General features: G+C 29.6%; 13 protein-coding genes and 2 tRNA genes. 12 read left to right on the top strand and 3 right to left on the bottom strand.

Features of this window, described 5'->3' with window-relative positions; translation table 11 throughout:
- Positions 1–78 precede the first annotated feature (78 nt).
- The gene (gene pglZ, locus RSD37_RS01550; RefSeq protein ID WP_346944936.1) at positions 79–2,625 is read left to right on the top strand and encodes a BREX-1 system phosphatase PglZ type A; all 2,547 of its coding nucleotides are present in this window, start codon (positions 79–81) and stop codon (positions 2,623–2,625) included.
- Positions 2,626–2,749: 124 nt separating this feature from the next.
- Here pglZ and RSD37_RS01545 read toward each other — a convergent pair whose 3' ends face one another.
- Together RSD37_RS01545 and msrA are read right to left on the bottom strand one after the other, a co-directional pair.
- A complete protein-coding gene (locus RSD37_RS01545) occupies positions 2,750–4,099 on the bottom strand; it encodes a [Fe-Fe] hydrogenase large subunit C-terminal domain-containing protein (RefSeq protein ID WP_346944935.1) in 1,350 nt (449 codons plus the stop codon).
- Between the two features lie 157 nt (positions 4,100–4,256).
- Complete coding sequence (gene msrA / locus RSD37_RS01540) at positions 4,257–4,826, bottom strand: peptide-methionine (S)-S-oxide reductase MsrA (RefSeq protein WP_346944934.1); 570 nt, start codon at positions 4,824–4,826, stop codon at positions 4,257–4,259.
- 457 nt (positions 4,827–5,283) lie between these two features.
- On the opposite strand from msrA, the gene RSD37_RS01535 reads away from it, so the two are divergent.
- From RSD37_RS01535 to gltX, 10 genes are all read left to right on the top strand, one after another.
- On the top strand, positions 5,284–6,456 hold the full coding sequence (locus RSD37_RS01535) for an O-antigen ligase family protein (protein ID WP_346944933.1): 1,173 nt from the start codon (positions 5,284–5,286) through the stop codon (positions 6,454–6,456).
- Between the two features lie 263 nt (positions 6,457–6,719).
- Positions 6,720–7,199, top strand: a complete 480-nt coding sequence (locus RSD37_RS01530; RefSeq protein ID WP_346944932.1) for a hypothetical protein — start codon at positions 6,720–6,722, stop codon at positions 7,197–7,199.
- A 374-nt stretch (positions 7,200–7,573) separates the two neighbouring features.
- Positions 7,574–9,031 carry a PLP-dependent aminotransferase family protein gene (locus RSD37_RS01525; protein WP_346944931.1) on the top strand — a complete coding sequence of 486 codons (1,458 nt, stop codon included), beginning with the start codon at positions 7,574–7,576 and terminating at the stop codon, positions 9,029–9,031.
- A 326-nt stretch (positions 9,032–9,357) separates the two neighbouring features.
- Entirely contained in the window at positions 9,358–10,494 is a 1,137-nt protein-coding gene (locus RSD37_RS01520; protein WP_346944930.1) for an alanine/ornithine racemase family PLP-dependent enzyme, read from the top strand.
- 142 nt (positions 10,495–10,636) lie between these two features.
- Positions 10,637–10,712: transfer RNA gene (locus RSD37_RS01515), tRNA-Lys, on the top strand.
- Between the two features lie 134 nt (positions 10,713–10,846).
- A tRNA-Lys gene (locus tag RSD37_RS01510) sits at positions 10,847–10,922 on the top strand.
- A 147-nt stretch (positions 10,923–11,069) separates the two neighbouring features.
- Positions 11,070–11,225, top strand: a complete 156-nt coding sequence (locus tag RSD37_RS01505; RefSeq protein ID WP_346944929.1) for a hypothetical protein — start codon at positions 11,070–11,072, stop codon at positions 11,223–11,225.
- A 169-nt stretch (positions 11,226–11,394) separates the two neighbouring features.
- The gene (gene pglX, locus RSD37_RS01500) at positions 11,395–15,087 is read left to right on the top strand and encodes a BREX-1 system adenine-specific DNA-methyltransferase PglX (RefSeq protein ID WP_346944928.1); all 3,693 of its coding nucleotides are present in this window, start codon (positions 11,395–11,397) and stop codon (positions 15,085–15,087) included.
- Between the two features lie 177 nt (positions 15,088–15,264).
- On the top strand, positions 15,265–16,530 hold the full coding sequence (locus tag RSD37_RS01495) for a metallophosphoesterase family protein (RefSeq protein WP_346944927.1): 1,266 nt from the start codon (positions 15,265–15,267) through the stop codon (positions 16,528–16,530).
- A 315-nt stretch (positions 16,531–16,845) separates the two neighbouring features.
- On the top strand, positions 16,846–18,504 hold the full coding sequence (gltX, locus tag RSD37_RS01490) for a glutamate--tRNA ligase (protein ID WP_346944926.1): 1,659 nt from the start codon (positions 16,846–16,848) through the stop codon (positions 18,502–18,504).
- 68 nt (positions 18,505–18,572) lie between these two features.
- Here the strand turns inward: gltX and RSD37_RS01485 are convergent, their stop codons facing one another.
- Entirely contained in the window at positions 18,573–19,211 is a 639-nt protein-coding gene (locus RSD37_RS01485; protein WP_346944925.1) for a DNA-3-methyladenine glycosylase, read from the bottom strand.
- Positions 19,212–19,618: 407 nt separating this feature from the next.
- Between RSD37_RS01485 and namA the strand changes: the two genes are divergently transcribed.
- On the top strand, positions 19,619–20,635 hold the full coding sequence (gene namA, locus RSD37_RS01480; RefSeq protein ID WP_346944924.1) for an NADPH dehydrogenase NamA: 1,017 nt from the start codon (positions 19,619–19,621) through the stop codon (positions 20,633–20,635).
- The last annotated feature ends 71 nt before the right edge of the window (positions 20,636–20,706 follow it).

The raw sequence follows: 20,706 nt of genomic DNA, 5'->3' as shown, positions 1-20,706 counted from the left end.
TTGCAAGTCAGGTATAATATTCATGGGGTGGAGTTAAAATTCACCTCATTAAATTATTAGGTTGAAAGAGGTAAATGTATGAACTTACAAGAAATAAGAAATTTTCTTAAAGAGTTATTTTCAAAGCCATTAGGTGATGGAAGGAATCGTCATATTGTATTTTGGTATGATGAAAGTGAAGATTTTATTGAGGATATAGATACTTTTGATTTAGAAGGTGTTGATGTTATTAAATTAAGTCAAAACAATGCTTTCTGGACAAAGTATCACATTGAAAAAGAAAATACAACGAGTAATATATTAGTTTATTCTAATATGAAGAAGCCAAATCCACAGGATGATTGGCTTTATGATGTTTTTTGTTATAGTGAGGAATTCTCCACAGATAGAGCCACTGTAATAATGAGAGAATTAAAGGTTAGAGAGCCTGCACTTAAAGAAGAGTTCCAATTATATAATACATTCTTTAAAAATAAGGATAGAATAACAAGCTTTAGAAACTTAAATATAAAGGGATATACCAAGGAAAAAGTTCATATTGGTGTTCTTGCAGTTTTAACTAAGGTAAGAATTATGAATATGGAAGAAATAGTAAAGGCTATAATCAAGGATTATCTAGATGGAAGTAATAAGATATATGAGGATATAAATAAGTTTGGTAGTGTAGATGCTTTGTGGATTTTACTAGAGAAATATTATGGTTATTCCTTTGAGGAAAGAAGTTTAGAAAGATTTATGGCTATGGTTCTTGTAACGAATATGAATGAAACAGTGAAGTTTGAATTACCCAAACAATATGCACCATTTTTATCTACTAAGGTAACTAATTGTATAGTATTTATAAATCACTTTATGAACAATGTAAAAGATAGTAAATACTACGATAGAATGCAGGAAGTAGTATCAAGTAAATTAAAGATAGAGCAGTTATTAGAAAAGAATGATTCAGATACATTTATAAATTGTGATGTCTTTGAGGCAATGGATAAGTTAATCTTAACTAGAATAACTAATCTACTAAAAGATGGAGTAGAAGAGTATGATAAATACCTTAACCTATTATCATCAAGAAGAACATTACATTATTATAAGAAGTATGTAAGTGAATATAAGGCTATAAAGTGGGTAATAAATCTACTAAATAAGAAGAAAGAGTTAAATTCCACAATCAAGACGGAAAACTCCTATGATATGGTTAAATCCTATTCAAAGGATTACTATTATATAGACAAAGCTTATAGAAAGTTCTACTATCATTTTGATAATTGTGAATCAAAGGAAGAACTGAATGATCTAAAGGATACTGTTGAAAATACATATAACAATTGGTATTTGCAGGAGTTATCTATCAAATGGAATGATGCTATTACAAGTGGTGACTCTTGGAGAATAGAAGGCTTAAAACAACAGGATAGATTCTATAGAGAAAATATTAAGTTTAAGACTAAAGAAAGAGTTTTTGTAATCATATCAGATGGCTTAAGATATGAGAGTGCAGAGGAACTTAATACCTTACTCACCAATGAAAGAAAGGGTAAGGTAGAGCTCAGTTATATGCAAGGGGTATTACCTTCCTATACAAAACTAGGTATGGCAGCACTTTTACCTAATAACACTATAGGTATAAATGATAAGTATGATGTGTTAGTAAATGGTATTAACAGTAGTGGAACTGATAATAGAAATACTATCTTAAAGATGGAAAATGAGAAATCTCTTGCCATTACTTATGATAAAGTTATGGACATGAAGGATGCTGAAATAAGAAAATCTTTTGCAGGACTAGATGTTGTATATATTTATCATAATACAATTGATGCTAGAGGAGACCATGCCAGTACAGAAAGAGAAGTATTTAAGGCTACAGAAGAAGCGTTTAATGAAATAATTACCTTAGTAAATAAATTAGTTAATAGAGTTAGTGCCTCAAGTATTATTATTACAGCAGATCATGGATGTCTTTATAAAAGGAGTGCTATGGTGGAGAGTAACAAATTATCAGGAGTTAAACTTGAAGATGGTGAGGATAATAGAAGATTCTTATTAACATCAAAGAATGAAGATGTTGAGGGGACAGTAACCTTTGGTATGGATTATCTATTAGGAAAAGATTCAAACAAATATGTTATTACACCAAGAGGAACTTCAAGATTTAAAGTTCAAGGAGCGGGTGCTAATTATGTCCATGGTGGAGCAATGCTTCAAGAAATAGTAGTACCAGTTATTAAGTTTAAGAACGATAGAAGTACATCATCGGTAAATGATATTAGAAAAGTTAAGATATCTTTAACTAGTATCACAAGAAAAATAACTAATATAATAACCTATTTAGAATTCTTCCAAGATGAGAAGATTCAAGATAAGGTTATTTCTACAAGAATTAAGTGTTATTTTGAAGATGAAGAAGGAAATAGAATATCTAATGAGAATATTATTATTGGGGACTCTAGATCAGAAAATCCAGTGGAAAGAACTTATAGAAAAAAGTTTGTATTAAAGACCATGGCTTATGATAAAACTAAGCAATGTTTTTTAGTAATGCAAGACGAAGAAGATACAAACGGAGATTATGATAGAATACCATTTAACATTGATATTTCTATGGTTGATAATTTTGAATTTTAAGTTGAAATAATAAAACCAGGGCTTTATGCCCTGGTTTTGTTGTTGGTAAAAAGTGAATTTAAGTTTATTTTTAGTGATATACACAGAGTGTTAAATTCTAGTGTGAGTTTACAAATATATTGAATTAAAAATCTCTATGGAATATTTTTGTCTTTTCTTCATCTTTATAATCCTCTATGGTGTATATTCCTAAAGTATCTAACATGCCATTCATTACAGGACTATCATAGGCAACTTTAATTTTAGAATTATTGGCAAACTCATCTAAAGCCTTCTTTGAAGCTTCCTTTGGAACGATGGCTTTAGGACCACCAACACATCCACCAGCACAACCCATGCCTTCTATGAAGTTTCCGTCTGCAATCCCATTCTGAAGATTTCCTAGGAGAATCTTACATTCCTTAATTCCATTTCCTTGTACGGCTTTAAGAGATTTATATTTTATAGGGAACATTCTCTCAATGCATTCGCTAATGGCTATTGAAACGCCTCCAGTACGTCCATAAAGCCTTCCACCACGAGAGGCATACTCAAGTGAAGGTGTACTATGAAGATTTTCAGGAATTACATTAAAAGCTTCAAATATTTTTTTTAGTTCTGCAAAGGTGAGAACGAAGTCAATATCACCTACTAAATCAGATTCTTTTATTTCAGCTTTTTTAGCTACACATGGTCCAATGAATACAACTTTAACTTTAGGATTAAGTTTTTTCAATACTCTTCCTGCTGCAATCATAGGAGACACAGTGGGCGATACATGGGTAACTAAATTTTTATAAACTTTTTTTACCATAGCTACCCATATTGGACAGCAGCAAGAGGTTATCATAAAGTCATCACTGTTTTTAACATGGGCATCAAATTCAATAGTTTCTTTTAAAGTAAGCATATCTGCAAAGAAGGCAACCTCAACCATGTCAGTAAAACCTATAGCTTTAAATGCAGTTCTCAGTTGATCCATAGTAGTATTATCACCAAATTGGCCCATGATGGCAGGAGCTACAGCAGCTATAACAGGAACATCTTCTTTTATAAGATTTGCTAAAGGAAGAAATTCTACAGTATCCAATATACTATCAGTTGGACATGCGTCAATGCAAAGACCACAGTCGGTGCATCTATAGTTGTCTATATAAGTGGTGTTTTCATATTTATCATATAATATGGCATCGAAGGGACAACTTTCTTGACATTTAGTCTTACCATCATCATTTAGTTTACAACCTACGTTACACTTTTTTACTTTATTAACAACTTTGTGATCACTTTTATAATTACTAAGAGCTAGATTTAATTCAGCTATATAATTATTACTAAAACTTACATTAACACCACAAAGTGATGATATCTCAGCTGCTAACATATTTACGTCTGTTTTTTCATCGTTAAGTAGATTTGTAATAGTTTCATCCAAGGTATTGTTATCGTGGGACTTTATCAATAATTTAAAAAGTTCGCTATTATTACTATTCATAAAAACACATCCAATTCTAACTTAAAATATTATTATACTATTTATGGGGATATAATTATGTTTATTATTGCTATTTTATAGAGCAACTATTCAGAAATTTATTTAAATTTTAAAATAAATCTACATAAATAACCATACATATTGTGAAATAATTTTATTATTCTTCATAAATTTTAAAGAAATCTTCACCCCAGTATTTATTTATGAACTCATCCCGGCCAGACTTATTTCGGTCATTTTTGTATTCAACAGGGTTAGTTTTATAAAAGTTTTGATGATATTCCTCTGCGGTATAGAAGGTTGTTGCTGGAAGTATTCGAGTTACTACAGGAAGTGGAAATCTTCCAGATGAATTAAGTTTCTGCTTTGACATTTGTGCTTTGGATTTTTCTTCTTCATTACCATAGAAAATAGCTGATATATATGAAGGTCCTCTATCTTGAAATTGACCTTCATCATCAGTAGGATCAATTTGTCTCCAAAAAGCATCTAATAGTTTATCGTAAGTCATTATCGTGTCATCGTAGATGACTTTAATTGCCTCATAATGACCTGTTTCTTGGGATTTTACATCCTTGTAGGTAGGATTTTCTGAATTTCCTCCAATATATCCTGATGTAACACTTATTATTCCATCTAGAATATCAAATGGTGATACCATACACCAAAAGCAACCACCGGCAAAAATAGCTGTTTTGTAATTTTTAATATTAGAATCACTAGCCATTACAAACATCCTCCAAAGTGAAATTACTAATCTTATATTATCACAAATTAGTAAAGTTTATATATTAATAAAAAGAAAATTTTGATTTTTATAAACTAATCCAAAATTAGTAAACTATTTTTAAAAAAAGTAAAATTTTACTTGAGAATTTTATGATTTTCTTACGATTTTCTTAAAAAATCATTTTTTTGTTGCAATAAATAAATACATACTGTATTATAAAAAATATGTGTTGTAAAGGTTAATGGAAATTATTTAATATAAAAACCTATTAACCAAATAAGGAAAATAGTGCAATGTAAGTATATAATAATTTAAAGGTGCTAAGAGCACATTTTTTTATGTAACAATTTAGCAAGAGGATAAAATATTTGTTATTATATGCAGAAAAAAATTTCTATTAAAGATAACTACCTTAGATAAGATCATCTTTAATAGAAGAAAAAAGGTGAAAAATATGTTTAATTTAATATTGTTACTGGTTTTATCTCCGTACACAGCATTATTTGTAGGGGTTTATGCCACTTATAAGATGGTGAAAATGAGAGATGAGATACAGAAAAATTCCTGGAATATAGGATTGCTACTATTGTTTGGGTGGTCTTTAATTGTTGGAATTGTAAATAAAAGTATTATGTCAATATGCGCTTCATTTATATTTATTTTATATTTTGCTTTAAGTATCTATCTTCAAAGTTATTGTAAAACTGAAGATAAGTTAGATAAGATATCAGAATATCTTATCAAGTTTTCAATTTTTTCTGGTATAATTGGTATTATAGAAAAATTGACATTTGCATACTTTCCAATGGAACTATGGAAAAAAATTCTAGAGGTGCCATTAGAGGTTACTAGTAATCATAGAATTTATAGTACTTTTGGAAATCCTAATGTAGCTGGGGATTGGTTTGCAATTATGATTATAGTTACCCTATATTATGCAAGCATATCTAAAGATAAGAAATGTAAGACACTCTATTATGGAGCAACGGTTTTATTCTTAATAAATCTTTGTTTAACGGGCTCAAGAGGCGCATTTGTAGGATTGGTATTTGGATTGGTATCTTTATTCTTATTAAAGAAAAATAAAAGTGACAGAATTATTTTTTGTTGCATTCTTTTAATAATAGCTGTAGTTGGATTTACACCAGAAAAAATATCAGATATATCTCAAGAAATGACTGGGCACGAAATAGAAAGGTCATTTGATACACGAGAAGAAATTTGGATAGGTTCTATTAAAATGGTAGATGAAAAGCCTATCACTGGATGGGGGCTTGTAGGTACCATAGAATTTGGAAATCAATATTCTAGATATAGTAAAGTTATAAATCACTCTCATAATATTTGGCTATCATTGTTAACATCTATAGGGATCGTGGGACTTTCAATTTATTTATTTATAAGGGCAAATATATTTAAGAATTTAATATACCTTTACATGGAAGATTATGGAAGTGTGGCTCTTTTAATTTCAATACAGGTAATTATTCTAGTTCATGGGGTTATAGACTTTACAATTATTGCTCCACAAATTGGAATGCTATTTGTAGGTACCTCTGCAATAATTACAGTCTTTGCAAAAGAAAATGTAGGAGTTTTAATAAAGAGAGGTAGTATACCAGTATAAAGTGTAATGGAATAAAATAACATAAAGTAAAAAGTAGTAATAAGTAGTTTATTACTACTTTTTATTTTATAATATGTAAATTTATTGTATGAAATCTAGTGTTTTTATAGGGAAATATTAGATGTATTATATTTACCTATGGAATCAATTGCATTTATTAATAATAAGTATTGGAAAATTCTATCAAAAACCAATAAAATATATATTAAGAAGTAATTTCTAAAATCACATAGCTAATATTATTTAAGCATGGAGGGATCATTTTGAATTTAGAATATTTGAGGGATATAGATTCCATTACTAGAGAGAAAATTATGAGAGAGGAATTAGGGGAAGAAAAGTGCAAAATACTAGATAAATTTAATCTACACCCTAATGAAAAATTATATTGGCAACGTGTGGAGGATAAGTATCCAACACAGGAATACTTTAGTCATAAACTAGCTATGAAAAGTTCTACTATTGGTATAATATTTCATATAAATAGACTCTGTTATGCTAAGACCAAATATTTTGAGAAAAATTGGGATAAATTTGTTCCTTGTATCTATGAATACACTGATAAATTTGTAGAAACTGAAATTTACAATATGGAGTACATTAAACAAAAAAGTACTGGTATAATAATAGACCTTCGCGAACTTGCAAAGATACATTGGATTGATGATTTTAGAGCTATATGTGACTACTTAGAAGCAAGTGAAGAAGAAACAATATCAACATTAAAGAAAGAAATTTGTTAAGATTATAATGAGGATTTGCTACTATTAAAATAGCAAGTCCTGTTTTTTTATAAATTATGTTTTAAATCCCTATTAAAAGTGGATTTATATTATTACCATTAAGACGCTTCGAAATCTTAAGTAATACTAGGAATTTATGATTGGGATAGTTGTGGAAGTTATATTGCGGAACGTAAATGAGGTGAAGTTTTAATATCTTTATTATATAATTATGAAAACAGAAAAGAGGCTTGTAATAAAAATTAAATAAATTCACTATGAAAACTATGACTTTATGAGTTAATATAAAAGAGATGAAATAGTATTATAATAAAAATACTGCGTGACTTTAAAACTAATTATGAAAAAATGGAATAAAAAAAGGGGGTCATATAGTGAATATAGATTGGAAACCCATAAAGGGGTCTACAAAGCCTATATATCTTCAAATAGTAGAGTACTTTAAATCAAAAATTGTTAGTGGAGAATGGCAAATAGGATTTATGATTCCCACGCAAAGGGAATTGGCAAAAATCTTCGATGTAAATAGAAGTACCATTGTGGCTGCTTTAGATGAGTTAAAGTCTGAAGGGATACTTGAGGGGAAAGGAAAAGGTGGAACAAAGATAGTTAACAACGTGTCTCCACTACTTGCAAGTATACAGCCAGACTGGAAAACATATATTACTGAGGGAATACATATGCCTAATTTTAAAACTATTAAACAGATTAACACTCTTGAATTTGAAGGTGAGTATATTAGGTTAAGTACTGGGGAACCTTCTGCAGAATTATTTCCAAGAGAAACCATGAAAAAAGTTCTTAATGAAGTTTCGAAGGATATGGACAATTTAGGATATGAAAGTCCTAATGGTATACTCTATCTTAGAGAAGAGGTTAGTAAATATTTAAAATCTTATGGAGTAAATGCATCACCATCATCAGTACTTATTGTTTCTGGGGCGCTTCAAGCTATACAGTTAATATCTATGGGGTTGTTACAAAAGGGGTCTACAGTTCTCCTTGAGAATCCATCCTATATGTATTCATTACAGATATTCCAGTCTCTAGGCATGAGAAGAAGTGGTATACCTATGGATGAACAAGGAGTTAGAGCAGACCTAATTCCAGATTACATAAAGAAACATGTTCCTTCTATTTTATATACCATACCTAATTTTCAAAATCCAACATCTATAGTAATGTCAGAAAATAGACGTAGTGAGTTAATAAATGTTTGTCAAAGAGAAAAACTACCCATAATTGAGGATGATGTTTATAGAGAGCTATGGATTGATTCACCACCACCAATGCCACTTAAAAGTATTGATGTTAATGGTTTAGTATTATATGTTGGAAGTGTATCAAAGACGTTATGTCCAGGGCTTAGAATTGGTTGGATTGTAGGACCGGAGCCGGTAATTGAGAGATTAGGCGATTTGAAAATGCAAACAGATTATGGATCAAGCTCCTTGTCACAGCTAACTGTAGCAAAATGGATGGAAATGGGATTATATGAAGAACATTTAGAGAATTTGAGAAAACAACTATACATAAGAAGAGAAGTTACTATTGATGCTCTAAGTAAATACTTTTCAGACATTGCTACATGGAGTATTCCATCAGGAGGATACTATGTATGGATTACATTAAAATATAAAATAGGCATGTACAAGCTTTTTGATGAAGCATGCAAGATAGGAATCTTATTATATCCAGGATACATATATGATGCAAATTTAAATTATTCTTTACGAATATCATTTTCATACGCCCCAATTAATGAAATAAGGCAAGGACTATACAAACTATCAATACTAATAAAAGAGTTATATAGAAGTGCTAAACAATAATATTTTAAACATATATATGACAAAACCCAGTATCTAGTTAAACACTAGATACTGGGTTTTCATATGTGTAAAATTAATTTATATACTGAAAGTAAATATAAATTTATAAAGTTTAGGTGTTTTTTTAGGGGGATATGAATGCGATTGGTTGGGTAAAAGAATTATATACTACTTAGAATAAGTAATTATTACTTTTTATGGTTGGGTTTATTTTAATTAATATGGATGGAGAAAAATTGATTGAATCTTCCTATAATAGGGTTATGAATAAAAAAACAAATTTTACTTATTAGATATTACAATAAACATTCAAAGGGGGATTTAAAATGACAAAAAGTATTCTGGAAAATCAAATTAAAATCAAGAGTATAGATAGTGAAGACGGATTTCCATTATTGGAGATAAATTTGAGAAAGATTTATGAAAATACAAAGTATGTGGTAGATCTATGTAATAAAGAGAATATATCGGTTTCCGGGGTTGTTAAGGTAGTTCAAAGTATGCCGCAAGTAGTAAATGAAATGGATAAGGCAGGCTGCAAATATCTTGCTACATCTAGAATGAATCAGGTTGTAGATATGAAAAAACAAGGGGTAACAAAACCAATTATGCTTATAAGAATACCCATGTTTAATGAAATAAAAGATTTAGTAAGGTATGTGGACATAAGTTTAAATTCGGAGAAGGAAACATTAGATAGAATAAACGAAGAATGTAAGTTACAAGAAAAAGTTCATAAGGTTGTACTTATGGTTGATTTAGGAGATCTAAGAGAAGGGATTATGGATGAAGAAGAATTTGTTCAATTAGCTCTTTATGTAGAAAATAATTTAGAAAATGTTAAGTTATATGGAATTGGGACAAACTTAGGATGCTATGGTTCAATTAAACCTACGGAAAGTAATTTAGGTAAACTTTGTGATATTGCAGAGAGGATAGAAGGTTTAATAAATAGGGAATTGGATATGATATCTGGTGGAGCAACTTCATCTTTAACCTTATTATGGGATGGTAAAATGCCGAGTAAGATAAATAATTTAAGAGTAGGAGAAGGTATATTAGTAGCAAAAGATTTAGATGATTTTTGGAAATATGATATGTCCATGCTATATCAAGATTCTTTTGTTCTTAAGGCTCAAATTATAGAAGTTAAAAATAAACCTACTCATCCTGTAGGTGAAAGATTTATAGATGCATTTGGGAATGTGCCAACTTATAAAGATAGGGGGATAAGAAAAAGAGCATTACTTGCCATAGGAAAACAGGATTTTGTTTCTGTAGATACTCTTATCCCTGTGGATAAAGATATAGAAGTAATAGGTGGCAGTAGTGATCATTTAATTATTGATATAGAAAATTGTAGTAAAGGGTATAAAGTGGGGGATATTTTAGAATTCAATATATATTATCCTCATTTACTTTATCTTTGTGGGTCTAAGGATGTTAAGAAGGTTTTTGTTTAAGAATTATAGAATTTAATAACTTAAATACATTATTATACAATTATAGGCAAGTGGAATAGATTTTAATGGATCTATTTCGTTTGCCTATAATTATTTACAAATAGAAAAAATATTCGTATAATAATATTTGTAGCAAGGATATGTGTCATTAGCTCAGTTGGTAGAGCACCTGACTCTTAATCAGGGGGTCCAGGGTTCGAACCCCTGATGGCGCACCAAATACCGATAATTCCTATAGTGTTATTGGTATTATGTTTGTTATTTGTGTAAAAAATACTTTAATATAAAAAAATACAATACAGTATTTACAATAAATTAAATATAATGTATAATAAGATTCGTAGGATATCATGTGTCATTAGCTCAGTTGGCAGAGCACCTGACTCTTAATCAGGGGGTCCAGGGTTCGAACCCCTGATGGCGCACCAAAGCTCGTAGTACTTTTGTAAGTATTACGAGCTTTATTTTATATAAAAATATATTTTATTAAGTAGGTAATTATTAATGGGTATAGTTAAATAGATTTAACAAATAATAAATATTGAAAAAATATTTTTAAATAAAAGGAGATTATTATGAAGAAAAAAGAAAAAAGAGAATTTAATAAAGAAAATTATATTCAAAATGGAACTAAGACTCAAGGTCAATATGCTCAAAGTAGTTTTAATACTACAATAGAAGAGCCAGGTACAAATGAAAGCGGAATAATAGCAAAGAAAAAAGGATTCTAAAGATTGTAACTTAAATTTATTAAAGCCTTTATCCAAGTATTTATAGGATGAAGGCTTTAATAATGTGCAATATGTCAGTGTACTTGAAAATGACAATTACCTGATTTACTTGTTCATATGTTATAATAAATTATAAAATTTATACATAATTACAAGGAGTAATAAAACTATGGATAAAAATAAAGTTAAAGCTTTTGCTATATGGGCAAGAAATAATCTTATTCAGGGAGTTAAGGATAGGGCATATAAAATTGGAATAGAAAATAAAAAAATTAAGAATATAGAAGAAGTTCAAGGTGGATTTAAATTAGAAGGAAATGAAGAGATATTCAACATTTCCTCTAGCCATAGAAGAACTTTAGTTAAAGAAATAGAAGCACGAGGTTTTGAACAAGTTATGGAAGAAGTTGCATATACTTGGTTTAATAGATTTATTGCTCTCAGATATATGGAGGTAAATGACTATCTTCCTACGGGCATAAGAATTGTTTCATCTGAGATAACTGGAAAGGTGGAACCAGATATTTTATCTAGAGTTGGAGAAGTTATAGCAGAACTTAATCTTGATTCAACTTATGTATATGCACTGCTAGACAGTGGTAAAAATATGGATAGAGAAAAATTATATAAATATATTTTAGTAAGACAGTGTAATGAACTTGGAAGGATTATACCTGACTTATTTGAGAAAATTGCAGACTATACAGAATTATTACTTCCTGACAATCTGCTAGAAGATGGGTCGATAATAAGAACTATGGTTAATGGTATAGAGGAGAAGGATTGGAAGGCAGAAGTAGAAATAATAGGATGGATATATCAATACTATATTTCTGACAAAAAGGATATGGTATTTGATGGTTTAAAGAAAAATATAAAGATAACTAAGGAGGATATACCAGCAGCTACTCAACTATTTACTCCTAAGTGGATAGTGAAATATTTGGTAGAGAACTCTATAGGAATTTTGTGGTTACAGGGTCATCCAAATGAGGATATTCAAGAAAAACTAGAATATTATATAGGGGATACATCCCAGGAGTTAGAAGTAGAAGCAGTGTTAGAAGAGATAAAGGAGCAACGTAGTAGGCTTTCTCCAGAGGATATAACAGTACTTGACCCTTGCATGGGATCAGGTCATATATTACTTTATGCCTTCGATGTGTTATATGATATTTATAAAGATTTTGGTTATTCTGAGAGAGAGATACCAAGAAAAATTCTTCAAAATAATATTTTTGGATTAGATATAGATGTTAGAGCAACTCAGTTAGCAGCTTTTTCTCTTATTATGAAGGCAAGAGGATATAATAGAAGGTTATTTAGAGAACTAGAAAGAAATCCATTGACTCTTAATATAGCAGTTATTGAAGAAAGTAATGGTATAACGGAGGATGTTATAGAGTATTTTTCAAATGAAGATCAAGTGTTAAGAGGAGAATTATCTTATTTAGTGAATAACTTTAAGGATGGAAAGGAATATGGTTCAATTCTTAAAACACATAATGTTGATTTTAAGGCATTAGAAGAAAGGCTTCATGAAATAAAAGAAGTAAATAACTTTATCTTTAATGATTACAAGGTGGTGTTAATGGATAAGCTACCATCGCTTATAAAACAAGGTAGAATAATGAGCAGAAAGTATGAGGTTTGCGTAACAAATCCACCATACATGGGATTAAGGGGTACTAATGATATACTTGCTAAGTATTTAGCCGATAACTATCCTGATTCAAAGCATGATTTGTTTTCAGTTTATATGGAAGTATGCAACAGTTATATAACGGAAAATGGTCTCTTTGCTATGGTAAATCAACATTCATGGATGTTTTTAAGTAGTTTCTTAGCTCTAAGAAGTAAGTTTGTTGAAGAAACGACATTTATAAATATGGTACATTTAGGACCACGAGCCTTTGAAGATAATGTTGGAACTATAGTTCAAAATGTCGCATTTGTAAATCAGAAAATTAAAATATCAAAATATAAAACTAAGGTTATAGATGTGACTAAAGAAATGAGCGGTAACGAAAAAGATGAAAAAATTAAAGCTGTTTGTAGAGGAGTTAAGAAAGAGATAACTTATGATATATGGCTTGAAAAATTGATGACAATTCCAACTAAACCTTTTGCATACTGGGTAAATGATAATATCTTAAATCTATTTTCTAACCTAGATAAATTCGAAATCATGGCTAAACCAAGACAGGGAATGGCAACCTCGGATAATAAGAGATTTTTAAGAGAGTGGTATGAGGTAGATATAGATAGGATTAATTTTATGGCGGAAGATAGTGAGGAGGCATTAAAAAGTAAAAAGAAGTGGTTTCCTTACAATAAAGGGGGCGAGTTTAGAAAGTGGTTTGGAAACAATAGATTTATTATTAATTGGGAGAATAATGGATCAGAGGTAAAGGAATATGCAGCAAAACTATATAAATCCTATAGCAGAACAGTAAAAAATGAAGAATTCTACTTTAAGAGTGGTCTTACATATACCTTTATTTCAGAAGATATGGGTGTAAGGTATTCTCCACAAGGATTTATCTTTGATGTGGCTGGGTCATCTATATTTTTAAATGATAAAAGTGTAGAAAAGATAGTTTTAGCTTTTTTATGTAGTAAGGTTGCAAATATGTTCTTAGATATTATGAATCCAACCTATAATATTCAAGTAGGAGACATTAAAAACATTCCAGTTAATAATAAAATATTTGAAGAAGAAACTAAAGAAATAATTGATAAAATTGTAGAAGAGAATATAGAAATTAGTAAGAGAGAATGGGATTCCTTTGAAACCTCATGGAACTTTAATGTTCATCCACTGTTAAAGGATTTAAAATTAATTGAGGAAAAATCTATAAGAATGAAGGATAGATTTAAACAATGGCAAGAGGAAAATATAGAAACTGTTAAAAGATTAAAGTCAAATGAAGAAAAACTAAATGAAATATTTATAGATATTTACGGATTAAATAATGAATTATCTCCAGAGGTTAAGGATAAAGATATTACATTAAGAAGAGCAAATGTAGAAAAAGAAGTGAAATCCTTTGTATCCTATGCAGTGGGATGTATTATGGGGAGATATTCTATTGATATAGATGGTTTGATTTATGGTGGTGGTAACTTTAAAGGCAAATGGGATATTTATAAAAAGCAAGTTAAAAAAGTGGAGAGAAATCCTAAGGGCGATATAGTATCAGAGACATGGATTGATGGGAAATTTATGCCAAAAGAAGATAATATTATTCCGATTACGGAGGATGAGTATTTCGAAGAAGATATTATGTCTAAATTCATTCAATTTGTAGAAGTAGCATATGGAAGATATACACTAGAGGAAAACTTAGATTTTATTGCCCAGGCCTTAGGAAAAAAAGAAAGTGAAACTTCAAGACAAGGTATTAGAAGATACTTTGTAAAAGATTTTTATAAGGATCACTTAAAAATATATTCAAAGAAACCTATATATTGGTTATTTGATTCAGGAAAGAATGATGGATTTAAAGCTTTAATTTACATTCATAGATATGATGAGTCAACTATAGCAAGGGTAAGAACAGAATATCTACACCTTATTCAACGTAAGTACGACAGTGAATTAAATAGACTTGTATTAATAGGTGAATCAGAAGAGTATGGAGCAAAAGAAAAATCAACAGCTAAGAAAAAAAGTGATAGAATTAAGACTCAAATAGAAGAGCTTATAAAGTATGACCAAGTTGTTTCACATATGGCTAATGAGAAGATAAGCCTTAATATAGATAATGGAATTAAAGAGAATTATGATAAGTTCCAAAACGTAAAAATACTTAATGCAGCTGGCAAAGAAGGTAAAATGAATCTGCTTTTTAAGATATAAGTGAGAGTCCAAATTTTATATTTGGGTCCTCGAACTTACTCATTCGAATGAATATGAGAAGGAGTGTCCGAAGGATAGAGTCCAAACTTTATATTTGGATCCTCGAACTTACTCATTCCAATGAATATGGAAAGAATAAATTATAGTAGTTATAACAACTGGTAAGGGGGAATCTTTATGGATAATGATGTGTTAATCATTGGTTGTGAAGACTGTTGTAAAAATAAAACAAGTAAATCAAATATATCAAATTATAAAAATATAATTAATGAAATAAAAAAAGTTAAACAAAGGGTTGAAGAAATTAACTATCATAGTGGATTAGAATTACACAAATCGATAGAAGACATAAGTGAAGATCTATGGAGTGATATAGAAAGAGTAGAAACTTCATACTTAGGAAATATGTGCAAGATTCATAAGTTTTTAATTAATGAAGTATGTAAAATGCATAGCACAGAAGAAAATGAAATTAATAATAAGCTTATAGAAGAAAATATAAACTTAAAAGATATATATGAGAAAATTAAGGATGGGAAGATGTCCTCAAAAATATATTTGTTTAATGATTCTAGTTATGAATATTATTTTATTGGAGATATACATTCAGATGATTTTATTATAGATAAGATACTAAATTCAGTTAACTTCTTTGAAAATATAGTTAAAGAGAAAAAAACTAGATTAATATTTTTAGGCGATTATGTAGATAGAGGAAAATCACACCTTAAATTAATAGAGAAAATACTGATTTTAAAATATATTTTCCCAGGAAATATATTCCTATTAAGAGGAAATCATGATGGTGGAACTATAGAAAATGATGTGGTAAAGCTTTGTGTTAGAAAGCCTGAAGAGGATGAAGATGAAGATTATTTTTTATTGTATCTAGATAATTTATCAAAAACAAATGGAAGTTTTTCTAGGAAGTTAATAATAGAATATTTAAAGTTATTTTACAGTATGGCTATTATTGCTGTTGTGAACTCTAAGGAAAATACTATTCTAGGAGTCCATGGAGGACTACCAAGACCTGATAGAAGTAAAGAGAATGTTTATGGATATATTTCATCAATTAAGGATTTAACTAATGAATCTATAGTTGATGGAATGAATAGAAGTATAGTTCATAATATGATTTGGAGTGACCCTTTAAGAGGCAATCTTAGTCTACGTGAGGATTCAGGAAGATTTAGATTTAAGGAAGATGAGTTTGTGACGTTTAGTGAGCTACTAGGAGTTGATTTGCTAATTAGAGGACATGAAGCTCATGAAAATGGTTGTGAAAAGTATTTTAAGGATAAGGTTTATAGCATTTTTTCTTCGGGAATAATTGTGGAAAACAATGAAAATGTGAATTTATTCACAGCCTATGAAGATGTTACTCCTAAGATTATTAAAATAGACCATAAAAAACAAGTTGTTTTAGTAGAAGTAAAATAGATAAATAATAAATACTATATTTACAATATTAATTCTTAAAGTTATAATCAAAGTTGTGTTTATATAAGGTTTTAATAAATAAATTACACAAAAATTGAATACTGTATTTAGAGTTTAGGTATAAATTTATATGTAACTTATATATTAACTAAATAAGTATAAAGGTCTTGATTTCATACAAAGTAGTAGAGCAAATCATTATATATCCAATGATATTCATAAAAACATAAATATTTCTTAATATAAAGATGGTTTATTGAAAATACATAAATTGGGTATGATGTTAAATAAATATGTTAAGGTAAGGTGAAAGAAATGAACTACGAAATATTAGCAAATACGATTTTCCCAGATATTGACAAGGAGCCGCTGTATTATATAGAAAAGTATCCTAAAAGAAATCTTAAAGATGGTCAAAAGGTTACTAGATATGCTCCAAGTCCAACAGGGTTTCAACATATAGGGGGAATATTTTCTGCTTTAATCGATGAAAGAATAGCTACACAGAGTGGTGGTGTTTTCTATTTAAGAATTGAAGATACAGATCAAAAAAGAGAAGTTGCAGGTGCTATAGAAGATACAATAAATACAATGCATAAGTTTGGGTTAGATTTTACAGAAGGTATGACAGGAGATAACACTTTTAAAGGTGAATATGGTCCATATAGACAAAGTGAGAGAGCTGAAATATACAAGACTTTTGCAAAAAGTATAATTAAAAAAGGCCTAGCTTATCCATGTTTCTGTACTTCAGAGGATTTAGAGAAGCTAAGAGAAAGACAAATTAGTGAAAAGTTAACTCCGGGATACTATGGAGAGTATGCAAGTTGTAGAAATTTATCAGCTGAAGATGCACTAGTAAGAATAAGCAATGGTGAGAAGTATATAATAAGGTTAAAATCACCTGGTAGCTCTGAAAATAGAGTAGAGTTTCATGATTTAGTAAAAGGAGATATATCATTCCCAGAAAGTAATCAAGATATAGTTATAATTAAGTCTGATGGACTTCCAACTTATCACTTTGCTCATGCCATCGATGATGCACTAATGGGAACTACTACAGTAATTAGAGGAGAAGAGTGGTTATCATCACTTCCAATCCACGTTCAATTATTTGATATTCTTGGATTCAATAGACCGGATTATGCCCATACTCCAACAATAATGAAATTAGATGGTGGATCAAAAAGAAAACTTTCTAAGAGAAAAGATCCAGAGAGTGCAGTAAGCTACTACGATGAAGAAGGGTATCCAATGATATCTGTTATAGAATATCTGCTTAACATAATAAACTCTGCCTTTGAAGAGTGGAGAGAAGAAAATCCAACAGTAGATTATCATGAGTTTAATGTATCATTAGATAAAATGAGTAAGAGTGGGGCACTATTTGACATAATTAAATTAAATGATGTAAGCAAAAATGTTATCTGTAGATTAAAAGCTGATGCAGTTTATAATTATTATACTAAATGGGCTAAAGAGTATGATGAAGAAATGTATGATTTAGTAACTAAAAATGAAGCTATGTCTAAGGAAATATTTAATATAGATAAAGAAGGTCCAAAGCCTAGAAAAGACTTCGGAAAATGGAACGATGTTAAAGAAAAAGTATTCTTCTTCTTTAATGAGTTATTTACAAATACTAATGTTAATGAAATTGAGTTTCCAAAGAATATGGATTTAGCAGAAGCTAAGAGAGTTATAGAAGCTTATGCTAAAGCGTACAACTTTAATACTGACAAAGACACTTGGTTTGAAGATTTAAAGGCTGTAGCGGTAGAACTGGGCTATGCAACAGATAGAAAGGCCTTTAAGAAAGACCCTGAAAGCTTTAAAGGAATGGTTTCAGATGTGGCTGGATGCGTAAGAACATCACTAACTCACAGAAGTAATACTCCTGATCTTTATACTATTATGCAAATCATGGGTGAAGAAACAGTTAGAGAAAGATTTAATAAGTTTTTAGATCTATAATAAATATAGATTTTAAAATGACATAAAAATATAATAAAATTATGGATTGAAAAAATCCCCCTTACTATTTATAGTAAGGGGGATTTCTTTTCGATTATAGAAACATATTTATTATCTTTAATATAATACCTCCATAAAAAGTCTATTGATTCTTCTGCATAATCAATGCCTATTCTTTTAGCGCAAACAGTGCTAAAATCTTCAAATCCATCATCATATAGGAATAACTCCTCACTAAATATAGAGTGTGTATTTAAGCTTTTATCAATGTTTAATGCAATGCATAATTTTCCTGGTCCAGAGGTAAGATTAAATACGTCTTTAGGTTTTAACTGGGATAAAGGTTTTTTAAACCTGTTTAGGCTCATAATTTCTAAGCCTTCTACAGGTTCTAAAGCTCGTATTAGAACTCCTTGAGGATCTCCTTTTTCTCCAGTTACTATGTTCATGCAATTATACATACCATAGATTGTATAAATATAGGAAATACCAGGAGATTCATAAAGGGGCATTACCCGAGGAGTTTTTTTATTTCCATAGGCATGAGATGCTTTGTCTATTCTTCCTATATAGGCTTCAGTTTCTACAATTCTGCCTGTAAGAGTATTTCCATTATACTTTCTAACTAAAAGTTTTCCGAGAAGATCTTGGCTAACAACTCGTGCATCTCTTTGAAGAAATTCTAGATTAAGGGGTTTTAAATTCATATCTAATCCTCCATATTTTTAAGTTGTAATTTTCATATTTAATTCATGGGTTAAAGAAATTATTTATGAAAAGTGGTTATGCCTATAAGCTATATTTTATTAGTATAAGTAATCATTCAATAGTTTACAAGTTATTAGTAGGGGAAATGTATAATAACTGTGTATTTAATATAAATAATTTTAATCTTATATTGATAAATTATCTAGTAGGTTGTATCCCTTTATATAAAAAGAGTTGATATAAAGGAATATTTACAAAAGTAAAAATATTAAATAATAAAATATTAAGAATAGATGAAATGATATAAAAACAAATACAAATAAATGGTAATGTTATGATATAATTATTAAAAGTTTACTAAAATATAGAATAATAAATTAAATAGAAGTAAATTAGGAGGATTATTATGAAAAATATATTTTCAAATTTCAAAATTAAAAATTTGGAGTTGAAAAATAGAATAGTTATGCCACCAATGTGCATGTATAATACAAATAAAGAAGGTGTGGTTAATGACTTCTATGTCAATCACTATATTACTCGTGCAATGGGTGGAGTAGGAACAATCATAGTTGAAGCCACAGCGGTAACACCAAATGGAGTTCTTACGGAAAAAGACTTAGGTATTTGGAGTGATGACCATATAGAAGGGCTAAGAAGAATAGTTCGTGGATGTAAATCATATGGCACTGCTATGGGAATACAACTTGGGCATGGTGGAAGAAAATCAACTTATAGTGGAGAAATAGTTGCACCATCTTCTATCAGATTTGACGAAACGTATAAAATACCTAAAGAGCTTACAAAAGAAGAAATTAAGGAAGTTGTAAAAAGCTTTGGTGAGGGTGCAAGAAGAGCAAAAGAAGCTGGGTTTGACTTTGTGGAGATTCATGGAGCTCATGGATATTTACTAAATGAGTTTTTATCTCCACTTACAAATAAAAGAGAAGATGAGTACGGTGGAAGTATTGAAAATAGAGCTAGAATTTTAAGAGAAGTTATAGAGGAAGTTAGAAAGTACTATGATATTAGTTGCCCATTATTTGTGAGAATATCTGCTAAGGATTATGTAGAAGGTGGGAATGGTGAAAAGGATTTAGCAGATATTCTAAACAATGTTAAGGATTTAGGCGTAGATGTAGTAGATGTTAGCACTGGAGCTGTGGTAAATGCAAGAATAAATACTTTTAATGGATATCAAATATCTTCAGCTGAAATAATAAGAAAATCAACAGAAATTCCTGTTATAGCAGGAGGATTAATAACTTCTTTAGATATGGCAAATGAAATTATAATGAATGATAGAGCAGATTTAGTATTTTTAGGAAGATTATTACTAAGAAGTCCATATACACCGCTTAGCTGGGCAAATGAACTAGGTGAAGAATGTATTATCCCAGAATGCTATAAACGTGGATTCTAGGAGAATAAAATATTAGTTATAAATTCCTATTCATTGATTAATATTATGGGCTTAATATAGAAAAAATTAAA

Source organism: Clostridium sp. (assembly GCF_036646415.1).
Taxonomy (GTDB): Bacteria; Bacillota; Clostridia; order Clostridiales; family Clostridiaceae; genus Clostridium_J.
This window is presented reverse-complemented; position numbering and strand designations above follow the sequence as displayed.

Coding starts and splice junctions, on each gene's coding strand:
- pglZ (WP_346944936.1), top strand. CDS start 79: ATGAACTTACAAGAAATAAGAAATTTTCTTAAAGAGTTATTTTCAAAG.
- RSD37_RS01545 (WP_346944935.1), bottom strand. CDS start 4,099: ATGAATAGTAATAATAGCGAACTTTTTAAATTATTGATAAAGTCCCAC.
- msrA (WP_346944934.1), bottom strand. CDS start 4,826: ATGGCTAGTGATTCTAATATTAAAAATTACAAAACAGCTATTTTTGCC.
- RSD37_RS01535 (WP_346944933.1), top strand. CDS start 5,284: ATGTTTAATTTAATATTGTTACTGGTTTTATCTCCGTACACAGCATTA.
- RSD37_RS01520 (WP_346944930.1), top strand. CDS start 9,358: ATGACAAAAAGTATTCTGGAAAATCAAATTAAAATCAAGAGTATAGAT.
- RSD37_RS01505 (WP_346944929.1), top strand. CDS start 11,070: ATGAAGAAAAAAGAAAAAAGAGAATTTAATAAAGAAAATTATATTCAA.
- pglX (WP_346944928.1), top strand. CDS start 11,395: ATGGATAAAAATAAAGTTAAAGCTTTTGCTATATGGGCAAGAAATAAT.
- RSD37_RS01495 (WP_346944927.1), top strand. CDS start 15,265: ATGGATAATGATGTGTTAATCATTGGTTGTGAAGACTGTTGTAAAAAT.
- gltX (WP_346944926.1), top strand. CDS start 16,846: ATGAACTACGAAATATTAGCAAATACGATTTTCCCAGATATTGACAAG.
- RSD37_RS01485 (WP_346944925.1), bottom strand. CDS start 19,211: ATGAATTTAAAACCCCTTAATCTAGAATTTCTTCAAAGAGATGCACGA.
- namA (WP_346944924.1), top strand. CDS start 19,619: ATGAAAAATATATTTTCAAATTTCAAAATTAAAAATTTGGAGTTGAAA.